Annotated in this window: 12 protein-coding genes and 1 pseudogene; 6 read left to right on the forward strand and 7 right to left on the reverse strand. The window is 60.7% G+C overall.

Annotated features, from left to right (window positions below):
* Positions 1-7: 7 nt before the first annotated feature.
* Entirely contained in the window at positions 8-532 is a 525-nt protein-coding gene (locus E1N52_RS02635; RefSeq protein ID WP_133179934.1) for a DsbA family protein, read from the reverse strand.
* 388 nt (positions 533-920) lie between these two features.
* Here E1N52_RS02635 and dinB point away from each other — a divergent pair, with 388 nt between their 5' ends.
* Complete coding sequence (gene dinB / locus E1N52_RS02640) at positions 921-2,066, forward strand: DNA polymerase IV (RefSeq protein WP_133179936.1); 1,146 nt, start codon at positions 921-923, stop codon at positions 2,064-2,066.
* A gap of 204 nt (positions 2,067-2,270) precedes the next feature.
* The gene (locus E1N52_RS02645; RefSeq protein WP_246088930.1) at positions 2,271-3,170 is read left to right on the forward strand and encodes a helix-turn-helix domain-containing protein; all 900 of its coding nucleotides are present in this window, start codon (positions 2,271-2,273) and stop codon (positions 3,168-3,170) included.
* 2 nt (positions 3,171-3,172) lie between these two features.
* On the opposite strand, the gene E1N52_RS02650 is transcribed toward E1N52_RS02645, so the two are convergent.
* The 4 genes from E1N52_RS02650 to E1N52_RS02665 form a co-directional block, all read right to left on the reverse strand.
* A complete protein-coding gene (locus E1N52_RS02650; protein WP_246088931.1) occupies positions 3,173-4,387 on the reverse strand; it encodes an MFS transporter in 1,215 nt (404 codons plus the stop codon).
* A gap of 190 nt (positions 4,388-4,577) precedes the next feature.
* Complete coding sequence (gene scpB, locus E1N52_RS02655) at positions 4,578-5,381, reverse strand: methylmalonyl-CoA decarboxylase (RefSeq protein ID WP_133179942.1); 804 nt, start codon at positions 5,379-5,381, stop codon at positions 4,578-4,580.
* Between the two features lie 4 nt (positions 5,382-5,385).
* Positions 5,386-6,645: a CaiB/BaiF CoA transferase family protein gene (locus E1N52_RS02660; protein WP_133179944.1), complete on the reverse strand. Its 1,260-nt coding sequence runs from the start codon at positions 6,643-6,645 to the stop codon at positions 5,386-5,388.
* Positions 6,646-6,684: 39 nt separating this feature from the next.
* Complete coding sequence (locus E1N52_RS02665) at positions 6,685-8,004, reverse strand: MFS transporter (protein WP_133179946.1); 1,320 nt, start codon at positions 8,002-8,004, stop codon at positions 6,685-6,687.
* 153 nt (positions 8,005-8,157) lie between these two features.
* On the opposite strand from E1N52_RS02665, the gene E1N52_RS02670 reads away from it, so the two are divergent.
* A complete protein-coding gene (locus E1N52_RS02670; protein ID WP_133179948.1) occupies positions 8,158-9,108 on the forward strand; it encodes a LysR substrate-binding domain-containing protein in 951 nt (316 codons plus the stop codon).
* Positions 9,109-9,124: 16 nt separating this feature from the next.
* On the opposite strand, the gene E1N52_RS02675 is transcribed toward E1N52_RS02670, so the two are convergent.
* Together E1N52_RS02675 and E1N52_RS02680 are read right to left on the reverse strand one after the other, a co-directional pair.
* Positions 9,125-10,900: a phospholipase D-like domain-containing protein gene (locus E1N52_RS02675; protein WP_133179949.1), complete on the reverse strand. Its 1,776-nt coding sequence runs from the start codon at positions 10,898-10,900 to the stop codon at positions 9,125-9,127.
* Between the two features lie 123 nt (positions 10,901-11,023).
* Positions 11,024-11,767 carry a FadR/GntR family transcriptional regulator gene (locus tag E1N52_RS02680; RefSeq protein ID WP_133179951.1) on the reverse strand — a complete coding sequence of 248 codons (744 nt, stop codon included), beginning with the start codon at positions 11,765-11,767 and terminating at the stop codon, positions 11,024-11,026.
* Between the two features lie 327 nt (positions 11,768-12,094).
* Between E1N52_RS02680 and lhpI the strand changes: the two genes are divergently transcribed.
* From lhpI to lhpH, 3 genes and pseudogenes are all read left to right on the forward strand, one after another.
* Positions 12,095-13,012, forward strand: a complete 918-nt coding sequence (gene lhpI, locus E1N52_RS02685) for a bifunctional Delta(1)-pyrroline-2-carboxylate/Delta(1)-piperideine-2-carboxylate reductase (protein WP_133180521.1) — start codon at positions 12,095-12,097, stop codon at positions 13,010-13,012.
* Between the two features lie 82 nt (positions 13,013-13,094).
* Positions 13,095-14,215 (forward strand): annotated as a pseudogene (locus E1N52_RS02690) (branched-chain amino acid ABC transporter substrate-binding protein).
* Between the two features lie 20 nt (positions 14,216-14,235).
* Positions 14,236-15,243, forward strand: coding sequence for a trans-3-hydroxy-L-proline dehydratase (gene lhpH, locus E1N52_RS02695; protein WP_133179953.1), 1,008 nt, complete (start codon positions 14,236-14,238; stop codon positions 15,241-15,243).
* The last annotated feature ends 156 nt before the right edge of the window (positions 15,244-15,399 follow it).

Genomic DNA, 15,399 nt, shown 5'->3' on the forward strand with positions numbered 1-15,399 from the left:
GCGATGGCTAGCGTTTCGCCGCTTCCCGCAAAGCTTCGAGCAAGCTTTGGGCGTCGTGCTCTCCACCGTAGAGATGGCCATTGATAAACAGTGTGGGGGTCCCGTGCACCCCACTCCGTATCCCACTCGCGAAGTCGCTCTGGATACGCTCGTCGTAACGGCCACCGAACGCAGCAGTCAAACTGTCTGCAGGAAGACTCAGTTCGGCGGCGTATCGCGCGATGCTTTGATCCTCCAGAGACCGCTGATTCTCGTACAAGATATTGTGAGCATCCCAAAACTTGCCAGCGGCGGCAGCGGCTTCCGAAAACTCCGCTGCATGGAGGGCATGGGCGTGCAATTCAGTCAACGGAAAGTGCCGGAAGACAAATCGCAATTTTTCTCCCATCACGCGCTGGACCGCCGTGATGACAGCGTGCATCGCTCCGCAATAGGGGCATTCGAAATCGCCGTATTCGACTAGTGTGACGGGCGCATCGATCGCGCCTTGCGAGTGGTCGAGCGGTCCAACAGATGGCGTAAGTTTGCTCATGGACTGTCCTGTTGCAGGCTGCAATCGGCTGCTTCGCAGCCAGTAAGTTCTGGCGGCACTTGTTGCAACGAGCTTAGGTCGATTCACGTCACCCGAAAACTATCTGATGGGTTAAACGCATCGCTCACGAGACGCCAGGAGCTAGACCTTGGTATAGGGTGCCCGTTGAGTGACCAGTCTTCCCGACAGTTGATCGCCCCCCGCTGCCGCGGCTTAATCCGGTCCTTATTTCGGATGTTCCGCCAGACCTCGTCCCAAATATCTTCGAGATCAGACCCAGGATCCTCTCAAAAATACTGTATAAATACACAGTTCCGTTGAATATCCGCAAGACGCAACGTGTCGCTGTCGTGCGGATCCATGAAAAGCCATTTTTGAGCACCACGGCATGCCAGATGATCGGCGCATAGCCCACATCGACATGGACGCATTCTTTGCGTCCTGTGAACTGTCGCAGTATCCCGAACTACGTGGCGAGGCCATGGTGGTTGCCGGGCGCCGCTCGGATGCGCCGCGGACAAACCCGGACGGCACACGTGAGTTCTCCCGGCTACGTGACTATGTCGGCAGAGGCGTGCTGACCACCGCGACCTACGAAGCGCGCGCACTCGGCGTTCATTCGGGAATGCCCGCAATGAAGGCCGCCCGCTTAGCGCCAGATGCGATTCTCCTTCCCGTGAACTTCGATCTCTACCGGTCGTACTCGCGGTTATTCAAAGATGCTGTTCGGTCAATCAGTTCGAACATAGAAGACGTTGGCATCGACGAAGTTTACGCAGACGTTTCACACACGGACGGCGATTCCGAAGCAATCGCGCGCAAATTGAAGGCTGCAGTCTTCGAAGCAACCAATCTCACGTGCTCTGTCGGCATCGCGCCGAACAAGCTGCTGGCGAAGCTGTGCTCCGATATGCAAAAGCCAGACGGCATCACGATCCTGAAGCTCGAGGACGTGCGATCGAAGATTTGGCCAATGGCCGCAAGCAAGATCAACGGCGTCGGCCCCAAGGCGGCCGCCAGGCTCGCGTCTTTGGGAATAACGACCATCGGTGAGATCGCCTCGCGCGACGAGAGCTGGCTCGTGGAGCACTTTGGACGAAGCTACGGGGCGTGGCTTCGCAGAGTCTCTCACGGGCTCGATGACAGGCCTGTGGTGACATATAGCGAGCCCGTCTCGATGAGCCGCGAAACCACATTCGAGCGGGACCTGCACGCGGTACGTCACCGGCAGGAACTGGGCGCCGCTTTTACCCGCCTCTGCGAACAGGTTGCGCTCGATCTCCAGCGCAAGGGCTATCTGGCCAGGAAGATCGGCATCAAGCTGCGCTTCAATGACTTCAAGACAGTAACGCGTGACGTCACGCTTTCTGAGCCTATTGCCGACGCGAAAGCGTTGCGGCGCGCGGCAACTGAGTGCCTGAAAAGAGTCGAGCTTGTTAAATCCATCAGACTATTGGGAGTCAAGGCCGGCAACCTCCAACCCGTCGGAGAAGCTTCTGATAAAGAGTCTCCTCAATTCACGCTGGATTTCTAGTACGCGAGCCTGATTTTCGGTTAGATTCTCAAAGCAACTAACCCAGAAGACTTTCAGACACTTTTCAGTCAAGAACTTCTTCGCATGAGTTCCCGCGTATTCACGGTCGATGCCTCCAGTCCGTTTGAACACGGCATGAATCACAATCATTTCAGCGTACGGGGTGAACCGCCGCATCGTCGGTTGCTCGCCTGGCGGGACCGGGTGGGTCATCTTATTGACGTGCTGCCCTCGCGATCCGGCCTCGAGAAGCCGTTTCAGGCTTCAATCGACCGCTATCAGGTGGGCGAGCTTGTCTTGACTGACTGCCGCTCGGATCTGATCATGCTCGAGCGCTCTCAGGCGCGGATCTCGACTGACCGGGTACGCGACTTCGTCTTTCATGTGTTTCTGGAGGGCGCGGTTGAGAACGTCTCCGTGCGCACCTCGCAGCGCGATACCGCGACCTCGCCCGCCAGCATCCTTGCACTCGATATGAACCAGCCCGTTCGCATGCAACGCCAGGCATGCAGGGTGATCGCGTTTTTCGTGCCCGGCGAGTTGATTCAGAAAGTCTTCCCTGATCCAGAGGCCATCCACGGCCGTATGCTCAATGCATCGATGCCGCTCGTGCCGTTGATCATCGAGCACGTTACGACGCTTAGCGGGAGCATCGCAAGCATGAGCGCCGCCGAGGTGGACGGCGCAATACGCGCGGCGGCGGAACTTCTCGTCGCTGCGTTTGGACGCGAGGCGGGCCTGAGCGGCGACACGCGCGCCGCAGCGCGGGCGGCCATGTTCGGCCAGGTACGGCAATATGTTCAGGCGCACCTGAGCGAAAGTGATCTCTCGCCCGAAAGCGTGCTCAATGCGCTTGAACTTCCGCGCCCGACGCTCTATCGCCTGTTCCAGCACGAAGGCGGGCTTGGGGCCTATATCCGAAACTTGCGGCTACGCCGCGCGGCCGATGAACTAATCCGGTATCCGCACGTCACGGTGATCGAGATTGCCTACGGACTCGGCTTCAAAAGCGCCTCTGATTTCACGCGCGCTTTCCGGCGCGCCTACGATATGGCGCCTCAGGATTTTCGGGCGCTGGCTAGCAAGCGGACTCAGTCGAGGTGATTTCAGGCTTCGACGCGCCGCTCCCGGAAGACCGAAAGCGCACAGAAGCTCACCACACACGCCGGCGCCACATACCAGGCTGCCGACATGGGATCGCCGGTCCATTTGATCAGACCTGTCACGATGAATTGAGCCGTACCGCCGAACAAGGCGACATGGAGCGCATGTGAAACGGCCATGCCGCTGGCGCGCACCCGCGCAGGAAGCGCTTCGAGCACGAGCAGGGCAGTCGCGCCGGCGCCCAGCCCCACCATCGTGCTAATGAGGCCGACTCCGAACAGAATTGGCAGCGCGCTGTTCGCATGCGTAATCATCGCAAAGACCGGATAGACGAGCAGCGCCGTGCAGCCGGAGGCAATGAGCGCCAGCGGTTTGCGGCGCGGCAGGCTGTCGATGAGACGGCCGGCCAGCGGCGGAACGATAACCAGCACCAGCGCAGACAACGCGGAAGCCATAAATCCGGTGACGGCTGGCATGTGCATCACGCGAGTCGCGTAGCTCGGCATGAAGTAGACGATCGCGTAGACCGGTATGGTTTGGCCCATCATCATCAGCATCGCCAGCGGAATCGTCGCCCCATGCTCGCGCCACAATTCGGCGAGCGGCGTGCCCGCACGTCTGCCGGTGCGGGTGAAAACCGGATCGTCGCGAAGCCGCAGGCGAACATAGAGGCCGACCGGCGCGATCAGGAGACCGATCAGGAACGGGATTCGCCAGCCCCACGAAGCCAGCGCATCCGGCGACACCGTACTGGTGATTAGCACACCCAGGGTTGCGCCGAGCAACGCGGCCGCGCCCTGGCTTGCGAGCTGCCAGCTGACCAGGTAGCCGCGGCGCGACACGGGCCCGGCTTCCAGCACAAAGGCAGCCGCAACGCCGATATCGCCGCCGACGGCAAAACCCTGCAACGATCGACCGGCAATGACAATGAGCGGCGCAATCACGCCGATGCTGGCAAACGATGGGCACAGCGCAAGCGCGGCGGTTCCCAGCGCCATCATCCAGCTGCTCATCGCCATCGCTGCGCGGCGTCCCACGCGGTCCGCGTACGTGCCGATGACCATCGCGCCAACCGGCCGCATGAAAAAGCCGACGCCGAAGGTGCCGACAGCCCACAGCAACGACGTCATCGGATCGCTCGCCGGGAAGAACCGGTCTCCGATCATCACCGCGAAAAATCCGAACACGGTGAAATCGAACATTTCGAGCCCGGTCACGAGCGATGCCGCGACGACGGTCTTCAGAAGTTCACGGGGATGCTCCTGATCGCCGGAAGGCTGATCGCACGTCGCGAAGTGAGGCGTGAACATTCTATTTGTAAGGTGATCAGTACGGGCGCATAGGTTTCACGCTGGCAATGCATTCTTGCTGCGTGATGCGTTGCACGATACCACGTTACCAGGACACTTATCGACCGCGAAACTCCGGTGCACGTCGCTGCGCGAATGCCTCCAACCCTTCCCTCATGTCGTCGCCGGCGCACGCTGCCCTGCGAAGCTCCGCGATTCTCTCCATCGCATCGACAGGCACCGGTACGATGTCTTCGAGAATGCGCAATTGCTCCTTGACCGCGGAGATTGCCAACGGCGCTTTGGTCGCAATCTCGCTAGCCATCTGCAGCGCAACCGCTTCGACGTCGGCTGGCTGAACCACGCGATTGAGCACGCCGTGGCGCGCGGCCTCCTCGGCTTCGAGCGGCCGTGCGCAGAAGAACATCTCCTTCAGGATATGGATCGGCAGGTTGTTGATGAACCGGAGCAAACCGCTCGTGCTGTATGGAAGACCGATGTTCGCCGGCGTCATGGCAAGCCGGACCGTCGTATCGGCCACGACAAGGTCGCAACTCATCACGAGGTCGACTGCCCCACCCCATACGGAACCCGACACCATTGCCATAACCACGCCCGGATACGCGCGCACCTGACGTAGAACGCGCTCCAGGGGCTTACCCCAGGCGATCGGGTCGTGGTCGGCTTCGAGTTCACCGAGGTCGTGGCCCGCGCTCCAGACCTTTTCGCCCACGCCGCTCGTCAAGATCACTACGGGCACGCGCTTCGATGCAAGCGCCGTCAGTTGTTCCTCGAGTGCGCCCAGCAATTCCGCATTCAAGGCGTGGTGTCTGGAAGCGTTGCGGAAAACCACCTTTCCAATGCGTCCTTCAATGATTTCCGTGGTGACCTTCACGCATTCTTCCGGTGCATTCGCACTCATTTCGTTACTCCACATGTTGCGTCAGATCGCGCTGCGACGCTTGCGCCGGCGCGCGGGGAATTTGATAAAGCACACCGGCGGAGAGTAGCTCATAGAGTTCCGATTCGCTAAAGCCAGTTTCGCGCAAGACTTCTACCGAGTGCTCACCCAGCGCAGGCGGCGCATGGCGTGTCGCCTCACGAGCAGCCGGCTCGCCCTCCTTCGACGCATTGAACACGGGAGTCGGGACCTGGCGCACTTCTCCGAGGATACGATGCTGCACCGCCTCGACCAGACCGCAGTACTGAACCTGTGGATCGGCGAACACTTCCTCGAGCGTGTTGATGGGGCCGGCGGGCAATCCGGCATCGACGAATAATGCCGTCCACTCGCGTTTTCCCCTCGTTTTCAGCCGGCTCTCGATGATTTCCTTCAACTCGCCGCGATTGGCCACGCGGGATTCGTTGGTCGCAAACCGCGGGTCGCCCGGCAATTGCGGAAGGTCGAGAAGCTGGCACAGGCGACGCCACATCTCCGTCGTGATCGGAGCGATATTGAGCGGCCCGTCTGCAGTCTCGAACACTCCGTATGGGGCAATGACCGAGTGCGCATTGCCTGTGCGTGCCGGAACATCGCCAAGGCTCAGATAGCGTTGCGCATGCACGCTCAGCAGCCCGACCAGACTCGCGAGCAGCGAGGTGCTGACATGCTGGCCCTGCCCGGTCCGCTCGCGTTCGAAGAGCGCGGAAATCACCGCAATAGTCAGCCAAAGGCCGGAACTGAGGTCGCCGATCGCCGTGCCCGTGCGAGTCGGCTCGCTTTGCGGAAATCCCGTGAGACTCATGAGACCCGAATAGCCTTGCGCGATCTGGTCGAAGCCCGGCCAATCCTTGAGCGGGCCGGAGTCGCCAAACCCGCTGATGCTCGCCATGACGAGGCGTGGATTGCGCTCACGCAACACGTCGTACCCCAGGCCCATTTTCTCCATGGTGCCAGGCTTGAAGTTCTCGAGCACAACGTCGGCCTCTTCGATCATGCGCTTGACTGCGTCCAGCCCACGCGGATCTCGCATATCGATGCAGAGCGCCCGCTTGTTCCGGTTACACGATAAGTAGTACGTACTAACGCCGCGGTCGAACGGTCCCCAGGCGCGGCTCATGTCGCCATCAGGACCGGATTCGACCTTGATGACGTCAGCACCGAGGTCGGCCAGCACCATTGCGCAAAACGGGCCCGAGAGCGCGCGCGTCAAATCGATGACCCTGATATTCTCCAACGCTTTCATACGATGTCTCCAGTTACCGCTTTTGTGTTCCAGTCAAGGTTACTCCGGAAGGCGCGCGTGGCGTGTCTCGGTCGCGAAAGGCAGGATGAGAATGCCTAGACCGAAGGCCGCCGCCGTCCAGGCGACCGGCGTACCTAGCGAGCCTTGCCAACTGATCGCGGCAGCAAGGACGAAATTGACCCCTGCGCCAATGAATCGGCCCACCGATGCATTGAAGGCAAATGCAGTCGCGCGAATGCGCGTCGGGTACTGTTCCGGCAGCCACAGCGAGAAAATCGCGAAGTTGCCGCCGAAGAATCCCAGCAAGGCGAGAGACGCCATGAACAGGCGCAGCCCGTCCGGCAGATAGAAGGCCCATCCGAACGCCAGCACGATAGAGCCCGCCATCCCTGCGAAATACAAACCGAGCGCCGTTCTGCGCCCCATTCTTTCCGCAAGATACGGCGCAACCAGACAGCCGATAATCGTGCCAATGGCCAGAATGGCCGCCCCCACCGAAGCAAGGTGAATCGCATCGACCTTACTCAGCCCGGCACGCGTCGCGAGGGTAACGACGGCACTCGCCTCATACACGGAGCCGGCCCACAGCCCCACGATCGCCACGCCGACGAGCGCGGCGCTGGTGATCGTGCGCCGCCGAAATTCAGGAGCGAATATCAGCCGCAACGGCGACACCGCGTGTTGCGCAGTCGCAGAATGGCGCGCGGCTTCCCGGTCCCACTTTCCGGGTTCCTTCACCTTGAATACGGTGAAGATCGCAAGCAGCGCCGGCGCCAGACCGCAAAGGAACATCGCGCGCCATCCGTATTGAGCACCGACGGTGTAGTTGAGCCACGCGGCAATAAAGAACCCCAGGTAGTAGCCGGTTTGCAGGTAGCCCGCGCCCATCTTCCGGCGGTCCTCCGGCCAACTCTCTGCGATGTAGGTGCCTGCAAGCGCCCATTCGCCGCCGACGCCGATGCCTGCAATCAGACGGAACACGCCGAGTTCCCACACGTTGTGCGCGAAGGCCGCGGCACCGGTGAAAATCGAGTAAATCAGAATACTGGCCGCGAGAGTTCGCACGCGCCCGTAACGGTCGGCGAGCGGCCCCCAGATGAACGACAAGCCCCAGCCGATAAGGAACAAGGCAAACAGAATCGAGCCATACATGCCGAGATTGCCAGGCGTTGGCTCGATGCCGGAAAGGGGAAGCAGTTCTGTGAGCGCGGGAACAAGCACCAGTGCATAGATGACGGAGTCCACACCGTCGAGAACCCAACCGAGGTAAACAGCCCAGAAGCCTCCTATCTGCTCCCGTGAAAGCGGCGTGCGCCGCGCCCTTACTTCGTTTGAGGCGGTCACAAGGGTTTTCTGCATGCTCGTCTCCGTTTGTATTCGCCGTCCGGGCTTAAATGTGTGTCGTTCGGCGGCGGTTATGTAAGGCGAGTATAAGAAGCGGCACCATCCATGAAAAATATGATATTCCTCTCGCACGAGAACAATTTCTTATGGCGAGACAGGAGAGTCGGCGTGGACCTGAGGCAATTGCGGTACTTCGTGAAGGTCGTGGAATACGGCAACGTGACGCGCGCCAGCGAGGCGCTTCACGTCGCCCAGCCAGCCGTCAGCCAGCAAATCCGTAATCTGGAAAGCGAACTCGGCACCCGGCTGCTCGAACGAAGCACCCAGGGTGTTGCGCCAACGGCGTCCGGAAAAACGCTGCATCGCCATGCACTGGAACTGCTGCGGCAGGCCGACCGCACTGGCGAACTCTTGCGCCAAGACGCCGAATCCCCTGAGGGCAAGGTTTCGGTCGGGCTGCCTTCGAGCACATCACGTGTGCTCGCCATCCCGCTCGCGCAGGCTGTGCGAGAGCGCTATCCGGGAATCGTGATCGAACTCATCGAGGCGCCCACCGCCGATTTGCACAACCTGATTGCAAGTGGACGCGTAGACCTGGCCATCGTCGCGGATGCCGTCGAGACTCATGGCGTTCAGGCCGAACACCTGTTGACCGAGGCCCTGTATCTGATCGCGTGGCCCGAGTTCGAGCTTCCTCGAGAGCCGATTACGCTGAGCGCGCTCGCGACGATGCCAATGGTGCTGCCGAGTGCGCCAAACACCATTCGCAGCCGCGTCGAGTGGGCGCTGCGCGAAAAGGGCCTCGCATGCAAGATCCTGTTCGAGGCCAGTTCGACGGCGCTGCTATTCGCAGCGGTGATGGCAAAGCTCGGCGTGACCGTTCTCCCCTGGACTGCCGCTCACGTCGAGCTGGACGAGGGCAAACTGAAGCTCGCGCAGCTCGATCACAGCCGCTTTCGGCGCGACCTCTCTCTTTGCTGGAAAGACACGCCGCTCGTGAGCAACGCCGTCCTCAAGGTTAAAGATACGATGCGCGAACTCGTGGCAACACTGAGCGCGCGTCCCGAATGGGCGGCCGGCAACGCGCAACGCCCGCGGCGTGCGAGGCGTGCGCGGTGACGGCGCGGCGCAAGCATCAGTTGGCTGGATTCGATGCCAACGCAATCCGTGCCTTCTCTTCCGGACTATTCGCCTTGTAATACTTGTCGGCCCACTTGCGGTCGGGCTGCAGCAACAGCCGTTGAACGGTTCTATGCTGCTGCTCCTCGATGCCAACGGCGCGAGCGCGATAGTGCTCGTATAGCCGCATGAATTCGGCGAGGTAAATAGCGGCAATTCGCTTGTCTTTTATTTCGAGCAGGTTCTCGTCGTTGAAATGCTCGGAGTTATTGCTCATGTTGGCCGAGCCTGTGTAGACAATCGGATTGTCTCCCTCGGCGTCGATGACAATGAACTTATGGTGGATGATGACGGGCGCGTAACTGGGCGCGACTTCGCCGGGAAAGAGGCGGAGTTCGGGTTCGAATCCTTCGGGCACGGTCGCCGGCGAAAAGTACGATGCGTCGATGACGTCGCGGTTTTCCTTGCTTCGATGATAAAGCGCGAGGTTTGCCAGCGCAGTCGTACTCACCGCTTCTCCTGCGTTTTGCGCCGCTTGCGCATTCTCAGCGGACTTTTCGCTAATGTTGTTGACGAGGCCGAACATCATCAGCCCCTTGTCGCCGGCGGCAAAGCAGGCGTCGCGAAGCGGCTCGTCTGTCGGCATGAAGAGGCAGAAGAGAACGGAATGCTGCGCCTTTCCTATCGCTTCGACGATGGTATCGATCTGGGTACGTCTGGTTTTCGTTTCCGGAGAGAAGCAAACGCGCACGGCTGCGCTTCCCACCGTCACGGAATCCGACCAGCCATTCGTGAGTTCGGCGGTCTGGTTGATCGGCGGATTGCTGGCGATGGCTTTCGTTCTGTCGTCGTACAGTTTCGCGAGGTCAGCAGAATCGAACAGGTGAAGCACGTTGGCCTGTTCCGTGATGCCTTCCGTCGTGAAATTTGCCGAACCCGCAACGACGAATGCCGGGTTGCCTTGTCGATCGCCCCTATCCGTCACGATGAGCTTGTCGTGCATGATATGCGTCTTGTCACGCGGGCAGAACGTCACGACGCTGCTCAGTTCATCGACCGCGGGTTGATTGGGCGATGGCGCGGGCGCTTTGCCTTTTTCGCGAACCAGGTGCGAGTCGTAGACGACGGCGACATTCGATTTGCCGTGAGCGCTTCCAAAATCCTTGAACGCCGGGATCGCCCAAAGCGAGTCGGTCAAGTGATAGACGGCTGCTGCAGCGTGCGAAGCGTCCTCGAATATTTCCTTGAACACGAGCTGCATATCGTTGGCGAGCCACGTACGAAGTTCGAGCGCCTGTGCGGCCGGCGGCGCGGTATGCGGATCGATTCCCATGGCCTTCACCTGTCGTGCAAAAGCCTGTGAGCTCACCACCGCACGATTGAACCAGGTACCCACGCTGTCTTCGATATGCGCCGGAAGCGTGACCTCGCACGAACTTGCTTCTGCATTCAGCAGACTCAAATTGTCAGGTGTACCGACTACCGGATAAACGGTGTATTTGAACTGCTTGCCTCTGTCGGCTTCCTCGATGCGCGCGTCCCACCACATGAATTTTTGAATCGGCGCGATGTTCGAAGGCGCATCGGGCTTCCCGTCCGGCACCGGCCCCTTGAACGTGATTCGGTTGGGGAGCCAACTGCTTGCCTCATGGGAATTTCCGACCGGGCTCGTGAAACCCGGGGTTCGCTCTATGGCGAAACCCAGGAAGTCGGCACGTGTCGCACCTTCTGGCCAGTCGAGCGCGAGTAAAACCAACGTCGGGGAGAGATAGCTGCGAACCTTGGTCGACATCCTTCACCTCTGCTGTGTTAGCCAAAAGCATCAGTGTCGACCAGGAGTTTGTTGAAACAATGAACGAACTATGTTGCCTGGATGTCGTTTCGATGACGCTGCCCACAGCCGCGACAAACACACTTATTGCGGCGTGATATCCCTTTGCACGCGATGAATATGCTGCTCGACATAGAACGCGGCCGCATCGGCGTCTCCACAGACAATGGCTTCGTAAATCAGCCGATGCTCGGCAACGTACAGCCGAATGCGAGCCGGGTCATAAATCCCATCGTCCTTGAGCCGCTTCCATAGCGACTGGTCCATGGTCGATGCGATTTCTTCCGCGAGCTTCGCCAGCAACACATCCCCTGTCATCACCGCCAGCTGACGATGAAATAGCCTGTCGCTGTTGTTCCACAGCGCCCGCTCTTCGGGCGTCGCCACGTCCGTCAACGTCTCCATCTGGTCCAGATAGTGCTCGGCCAGCCGGTCTCGCTGTTTGCGCGCTGCCGCTCGCCTTGCAATCGCGGGCTCGAGAATCAGGCGCACGTCGAGCGTAGCCGACGGACTGAAGTCCGACGTGGATGCCTCGGTCCCGGTTTCCTCGCTCGGCGCCGCGGCAAGAATCTGGTTGGCTGCCGAAGCCACGTAAGTACCCGAGTTGCGCTTCGTGATCACCAGGCCCTCGTTCTGCAATTGCCCGATGGCTTCGCGCACGGCAGGACGCCCAACGCCAAAGAGCGTGGCCAGTTCGCGCTCCGACGGCAGCCGCGCATCCGGCATGAATCGGCCGCTGCGGATCTCGGCCCGGATCTTTTCCGACACCTGCTCGTAAATCTGCAGTGGCCGAAAGTTGCCTTCAAGTTCGAAGCGAGCGGAAGCCATCGTGAGTTCTCGGTGCGTCGTGAGGTGGTTCTCAAATATACCACTTTCGCGTCCACTTTCCGGTGGCCGTAGGGCCTTGGCTCCCTGTGTGCGCGGGAAAACCGGGAAATCCCGAACCAATTCCCCGCTCGTGGCGCACTCTCACGTGACCTTTTGGTCTATTTAAAGTCCACAACACCGCCAATTCGTCACAAATTGGCTTGCCATCCACCCACTAGTGGTATAGATTCGTTCCACGCCGAGCCCGAGAAATTGGCCGAACCGGAGCCAGAAACCGGCCTGGCCCAATGCATCCGCTTTTCGATACCCAGAACCCAAGGCTACCGAATGACCTCAAGCGACATCCGAAATTTCGACGCCGCCGCGACGGCTTCGCTGCTTGACTACCGCCTCCTCGTACAAGTACTGGCCGAGACCATCGTCGAATACAGCGCGGGCAAGGTCGTAAGCCCTGAGCGCATGGCCATCCCTATGCAGCAAGGCGGCTTGATGTTGTCCGTGCCGGCGAGCGCGCCAGACATCGCGATCCACAAGCTGGTCAATGTCTGCCCGACCAACGCCGGTCGGCAGTTGCCGACCATTCACGGTCAGGTCGTTGCATGCGATGCGTTCACGGGCGAAATGCGCTTCGTGCTCGACGGACCGACCGTCACGGGGCGCCGCACGGCGGCTGTCACGGCACTCGGCATCCGGACCCTGCATCAAACGCCACCCAGGGAAATCGTGATCATCGGAACCGGCAAACAGGCTGCCAATCATGCGGAAGCGCTCGCAGCCATCTTCCCGGAGGCGCAACTGCGAGCAAAGGGCCGCTCGAAGGCCGACGCGAACGCATTCGTTGCGCGCAACCGCGCTGTCGCGCCGAATCTCACGGCACTCGCAGACGAAGCGATTCCGGATACCGCAGATGTCGTCATCACGCTGACGACCAGCAAAACGCCGGTGTACACGGAGCCTGCACGCGCGGGCCGCCTGGTCGTGGGCGTCGGCGCGTTCACGCCCGATGCGGCGGAGATTTCCAGCCATACCGTCGACGGCAGCGCTCTGGTGGTCGATGACCCCGTCGGCGCAAAACACGAAGCCGGAGACCTCATCCAGGCCAACGTAGATTGGAACGCCGTTTCCGCACTGGCCAAAGCCCTGGCTGGAGAATTCCACTCGACGAAACCCATTCTCTTCAAAAGCGTAGGCTGTGCAGCATGGGACCTGGCGGCATGCCGGGTCGCTCGCGACGCCCTGCGCTAAACGTCGTTCGTGACGGCGCCTCGCCGTCACAGCAGCAGTGCAAGATCGCTTTCGCCTCGAAGTCCAATAATCTGGAGACATCATGCGCCATCTCGCCACCACCCTCGCCGTCCTCACGGCCGCCGGCTTCGCCCTCACCGCTCACGCTCAAACTGTCGTCACCATCGGTCCTCCGCGCCGCTTACGGGCCCGCAGGCGCCGAACGGCAAGGACAACGAAAATGGCGCTCGCCTCGCCATCGACGAACTGAACAAGAGCGGCGTGACGGTCGACGGCAAGAAGGTGACCTTCAAACTGGATTCGGAAGACGACCAGGCGGACCCGAAGGTCGGCGTCCAGGTCGCGCAAAAGCTCGTCGACAGCGGCGTGGTTGCCGTCATGGGCCCGTACAACTCCGGCGTGGCGATTCCGGCATCGCGTGTCTATAACACCGCCGGTATTCCGATCCTCCCCGTTGCATCGAATCCGGCGCTGACGAAGCAAGGCTTCAAGAACATCTTCCGTATCGGCGCAAGCGATGAGCAGTTGGGCGGCACGATGGGCCAGTTCGCAGCCAAGACGTTGAACGCGAAAACCGCAGCGGTGATCGACGACCGCACGGCGTATGGGCAAGGGGTGGCGGAGCAGTTCATCAAAGAAGCGAAAGCGAACGGCATCCAGATCGTCGACCGGGAGTTCACCAACTCGTCGGCGACCGACTTCCTGGGCATCCTTACCACCATCAAGGCGAAGAACCCCGACGTCATCTTCTTCGGCGGATACGCGGCTCAGGGCGCCCCCATGGCCAAGCAGATGCGCGCACGCGGACTGCGCGCGAAGTTGCTGGGCGGCGACGGCATCTGCTCGGCCGACATGGGCAAGGTTGCGGGCGAAGCCGCGTCGATCGTCTATTGCGCGCAGGGCGGTGTGGCGCTCGACAAGACTGCGGCGGGCCGTGACTTCCTGAAGAAGTACAAGGACACCTACCACACCGACACGCAGGTCTATGCCGTCAACTACTACGACGGCGTGAAACTGCTCGCCGACGCGATGGTCAAGGCCGGCACCACCACCGATAAGGCAAAGCTCGTCGCCCAGTTGGCGAAGACCGACTACAAGGGCGTCGCGGGCACTTACTCGTTCGATGCAAACGGCGACCTCGTGGGCGCGCCGACGACCGTCTACATCATCAAGGACGGCCTGCCGGTTCCGTACGGTCAGTGAGCCAATAACGTAAAGACATCATGAAGACTACTCGCACCATAACGACCGTCGAAGTGCATACCGGCGGCGAAGCGTTCCGGATCGTCACCAGCGGATTGCCTCGCCTGCCCGGCGACACGATCGTGAAGCGTCGTGCGTGGCTGAAGGAAAACGCCGACGAAATCCGCACCGCGTTGATGTTCGAGCCGCGCGGTCACGCCGATATGTACGGCGGCTATCTGACCGAACCGGTCAGCCCGACCGCCGACTTCGGCATCATCTTCCTGCACAACGAGGGCTATAGCGACCACTGCGGACACGGCGTGATCGCGCTGTCTACCGCAGCGGTCGAGCTTGGCTGGGTGCAACGCAAGGTTCCGGAAACGCGTGTCGGCATCGACGCTCCCTGTGGCTTCATCGAAGCCTTTGTTCAGTGGGATGGCGAACACGCGGGCAACGTGCGATTCGTGAACGTCCCATCGTTCATCTGGAAGCGCGATGTGACCGTCGAGACGCCGTCCTTTGGTACCGTGAAGGGCGACATCGCTTTCGGCGGCGCGTTTTATTTCTATACCGACGGTCAGCCGCATGGCCTCGCCGTGCGCGAGTCGTCGGTCGAGGAACTCATCCGCTTCGGCGCGGAAGTGAAGGAAGCCGCGAACAAGGCCTACCCTGTCGAGCATCCCGAGATTCCCGAAATCAACCACATCTACGGGACCATCATCGCCAACGCACCGCGCCACGAAGGCTCGACGCAAGCCAATTGCTGCGTATTCGCAGACCGCGAAGTGGACCGCTCACCGACCGGCTCCGGCACAGGGGGACGCGTCGCCCAGTTGTACCTGCGTGGCGAACTGGGCAAAGACGAGACCCTCGTGAACGAGTCGATTATCGGCACGGTTTTCAAGGGACGCGTGCTCAGCGAAACGACAGTCGGCGACTTCGAGGCAGTGATACCGGAAGTCGAAGGCAACGCGTTCGTGTGCGGCTTCGCGACCTGGATCGTGGACGAGCGCGACCCGCTGACTTACGGATTCCTTGTCCGGTAGCCCCTTCCTCCTCGTGGTACCTGTTGGCGCGGAACGCTGTGAATAGGCGTCCGCGCTTTTTTTACGTATCGCAACACTCGAAATAACGCGCCGTTACGAAACTCGCACCGCCGTTGCACCTGTGTCCGGGCCCGCCGCCTACACTCCGAACCGTGC

The sequence above is a fragment of the Paraburkholderia guartelaensis genome (assembly GCF_004353905.1).
GTDB classification, from domain to species: Bacteria; Pseudomonadota; Gammaproteobacteria; order Burkholderiales; family Burkholderiaceae; genus Paraburkholderia; species Paraburkholderia guartelaensis.

Coding starts and splice junctions, on each gene's coding strand:
- E1N52_RS02660 (WP_133179944.1), bottom strand. CDS start 6,645: ATGAAAGCGTTGGAGAATATCAGGGTCATCGATTTGACGCGCGCGCTC.
- dinB (WP_133179936.1), top strand. CDS start 921: ATGCCAGATGATCGGCGCATAGCCCACATCGACATGGACGCATTCTTT.
- E1N52_RS02680 (WP_133179951.1), bottom strand. CDS start 11,767: ATGGCTTCCGCTCGCTTCGAACTTGAAGGCAACTTTCGGCCACTGCAG.
- E1N52_RS02675 (WP_133179949.1), bottom strand. CDS start 10,900: ATGTCGACCAAGGTTCGCAGCTATCTCTCCCCGACGTTGGTTTTACTC.
- scpB (WP_133179942.1), bottom strand. CDS start 5,381: ATGAGTGCGAATGCACCGGAAGAATGCGTGAAGGTCACCACGGAAATC.
- lhpI (WP_133180521.1), top strand. CDS start 12,095: ATGACCTCAAGCGACATCCGAAATTTCGACGCCGCCGCGACGGCTTCG.
- E1N52_RS02635 (WP_133179934.1), bottom strand. CDS start 532: ATGAGCAAACTTACGCCATCTGTTGGACCGCTCGACCACTCGCAAGGC.
- E1N52_RS02665 (WP_133179946.1), bottom strand. CDS start 8,004: ATGCAGAAAACCCTTGTGACCGCCTCAAACGAAGTAAGGGCGCGGCGC.
- lhpH (WP_133179953.1), top strand. CDS start 14,236: ATGAAGACTACTCGCACCATAACGACCGTCGAAGTGCATACCGGCGGC.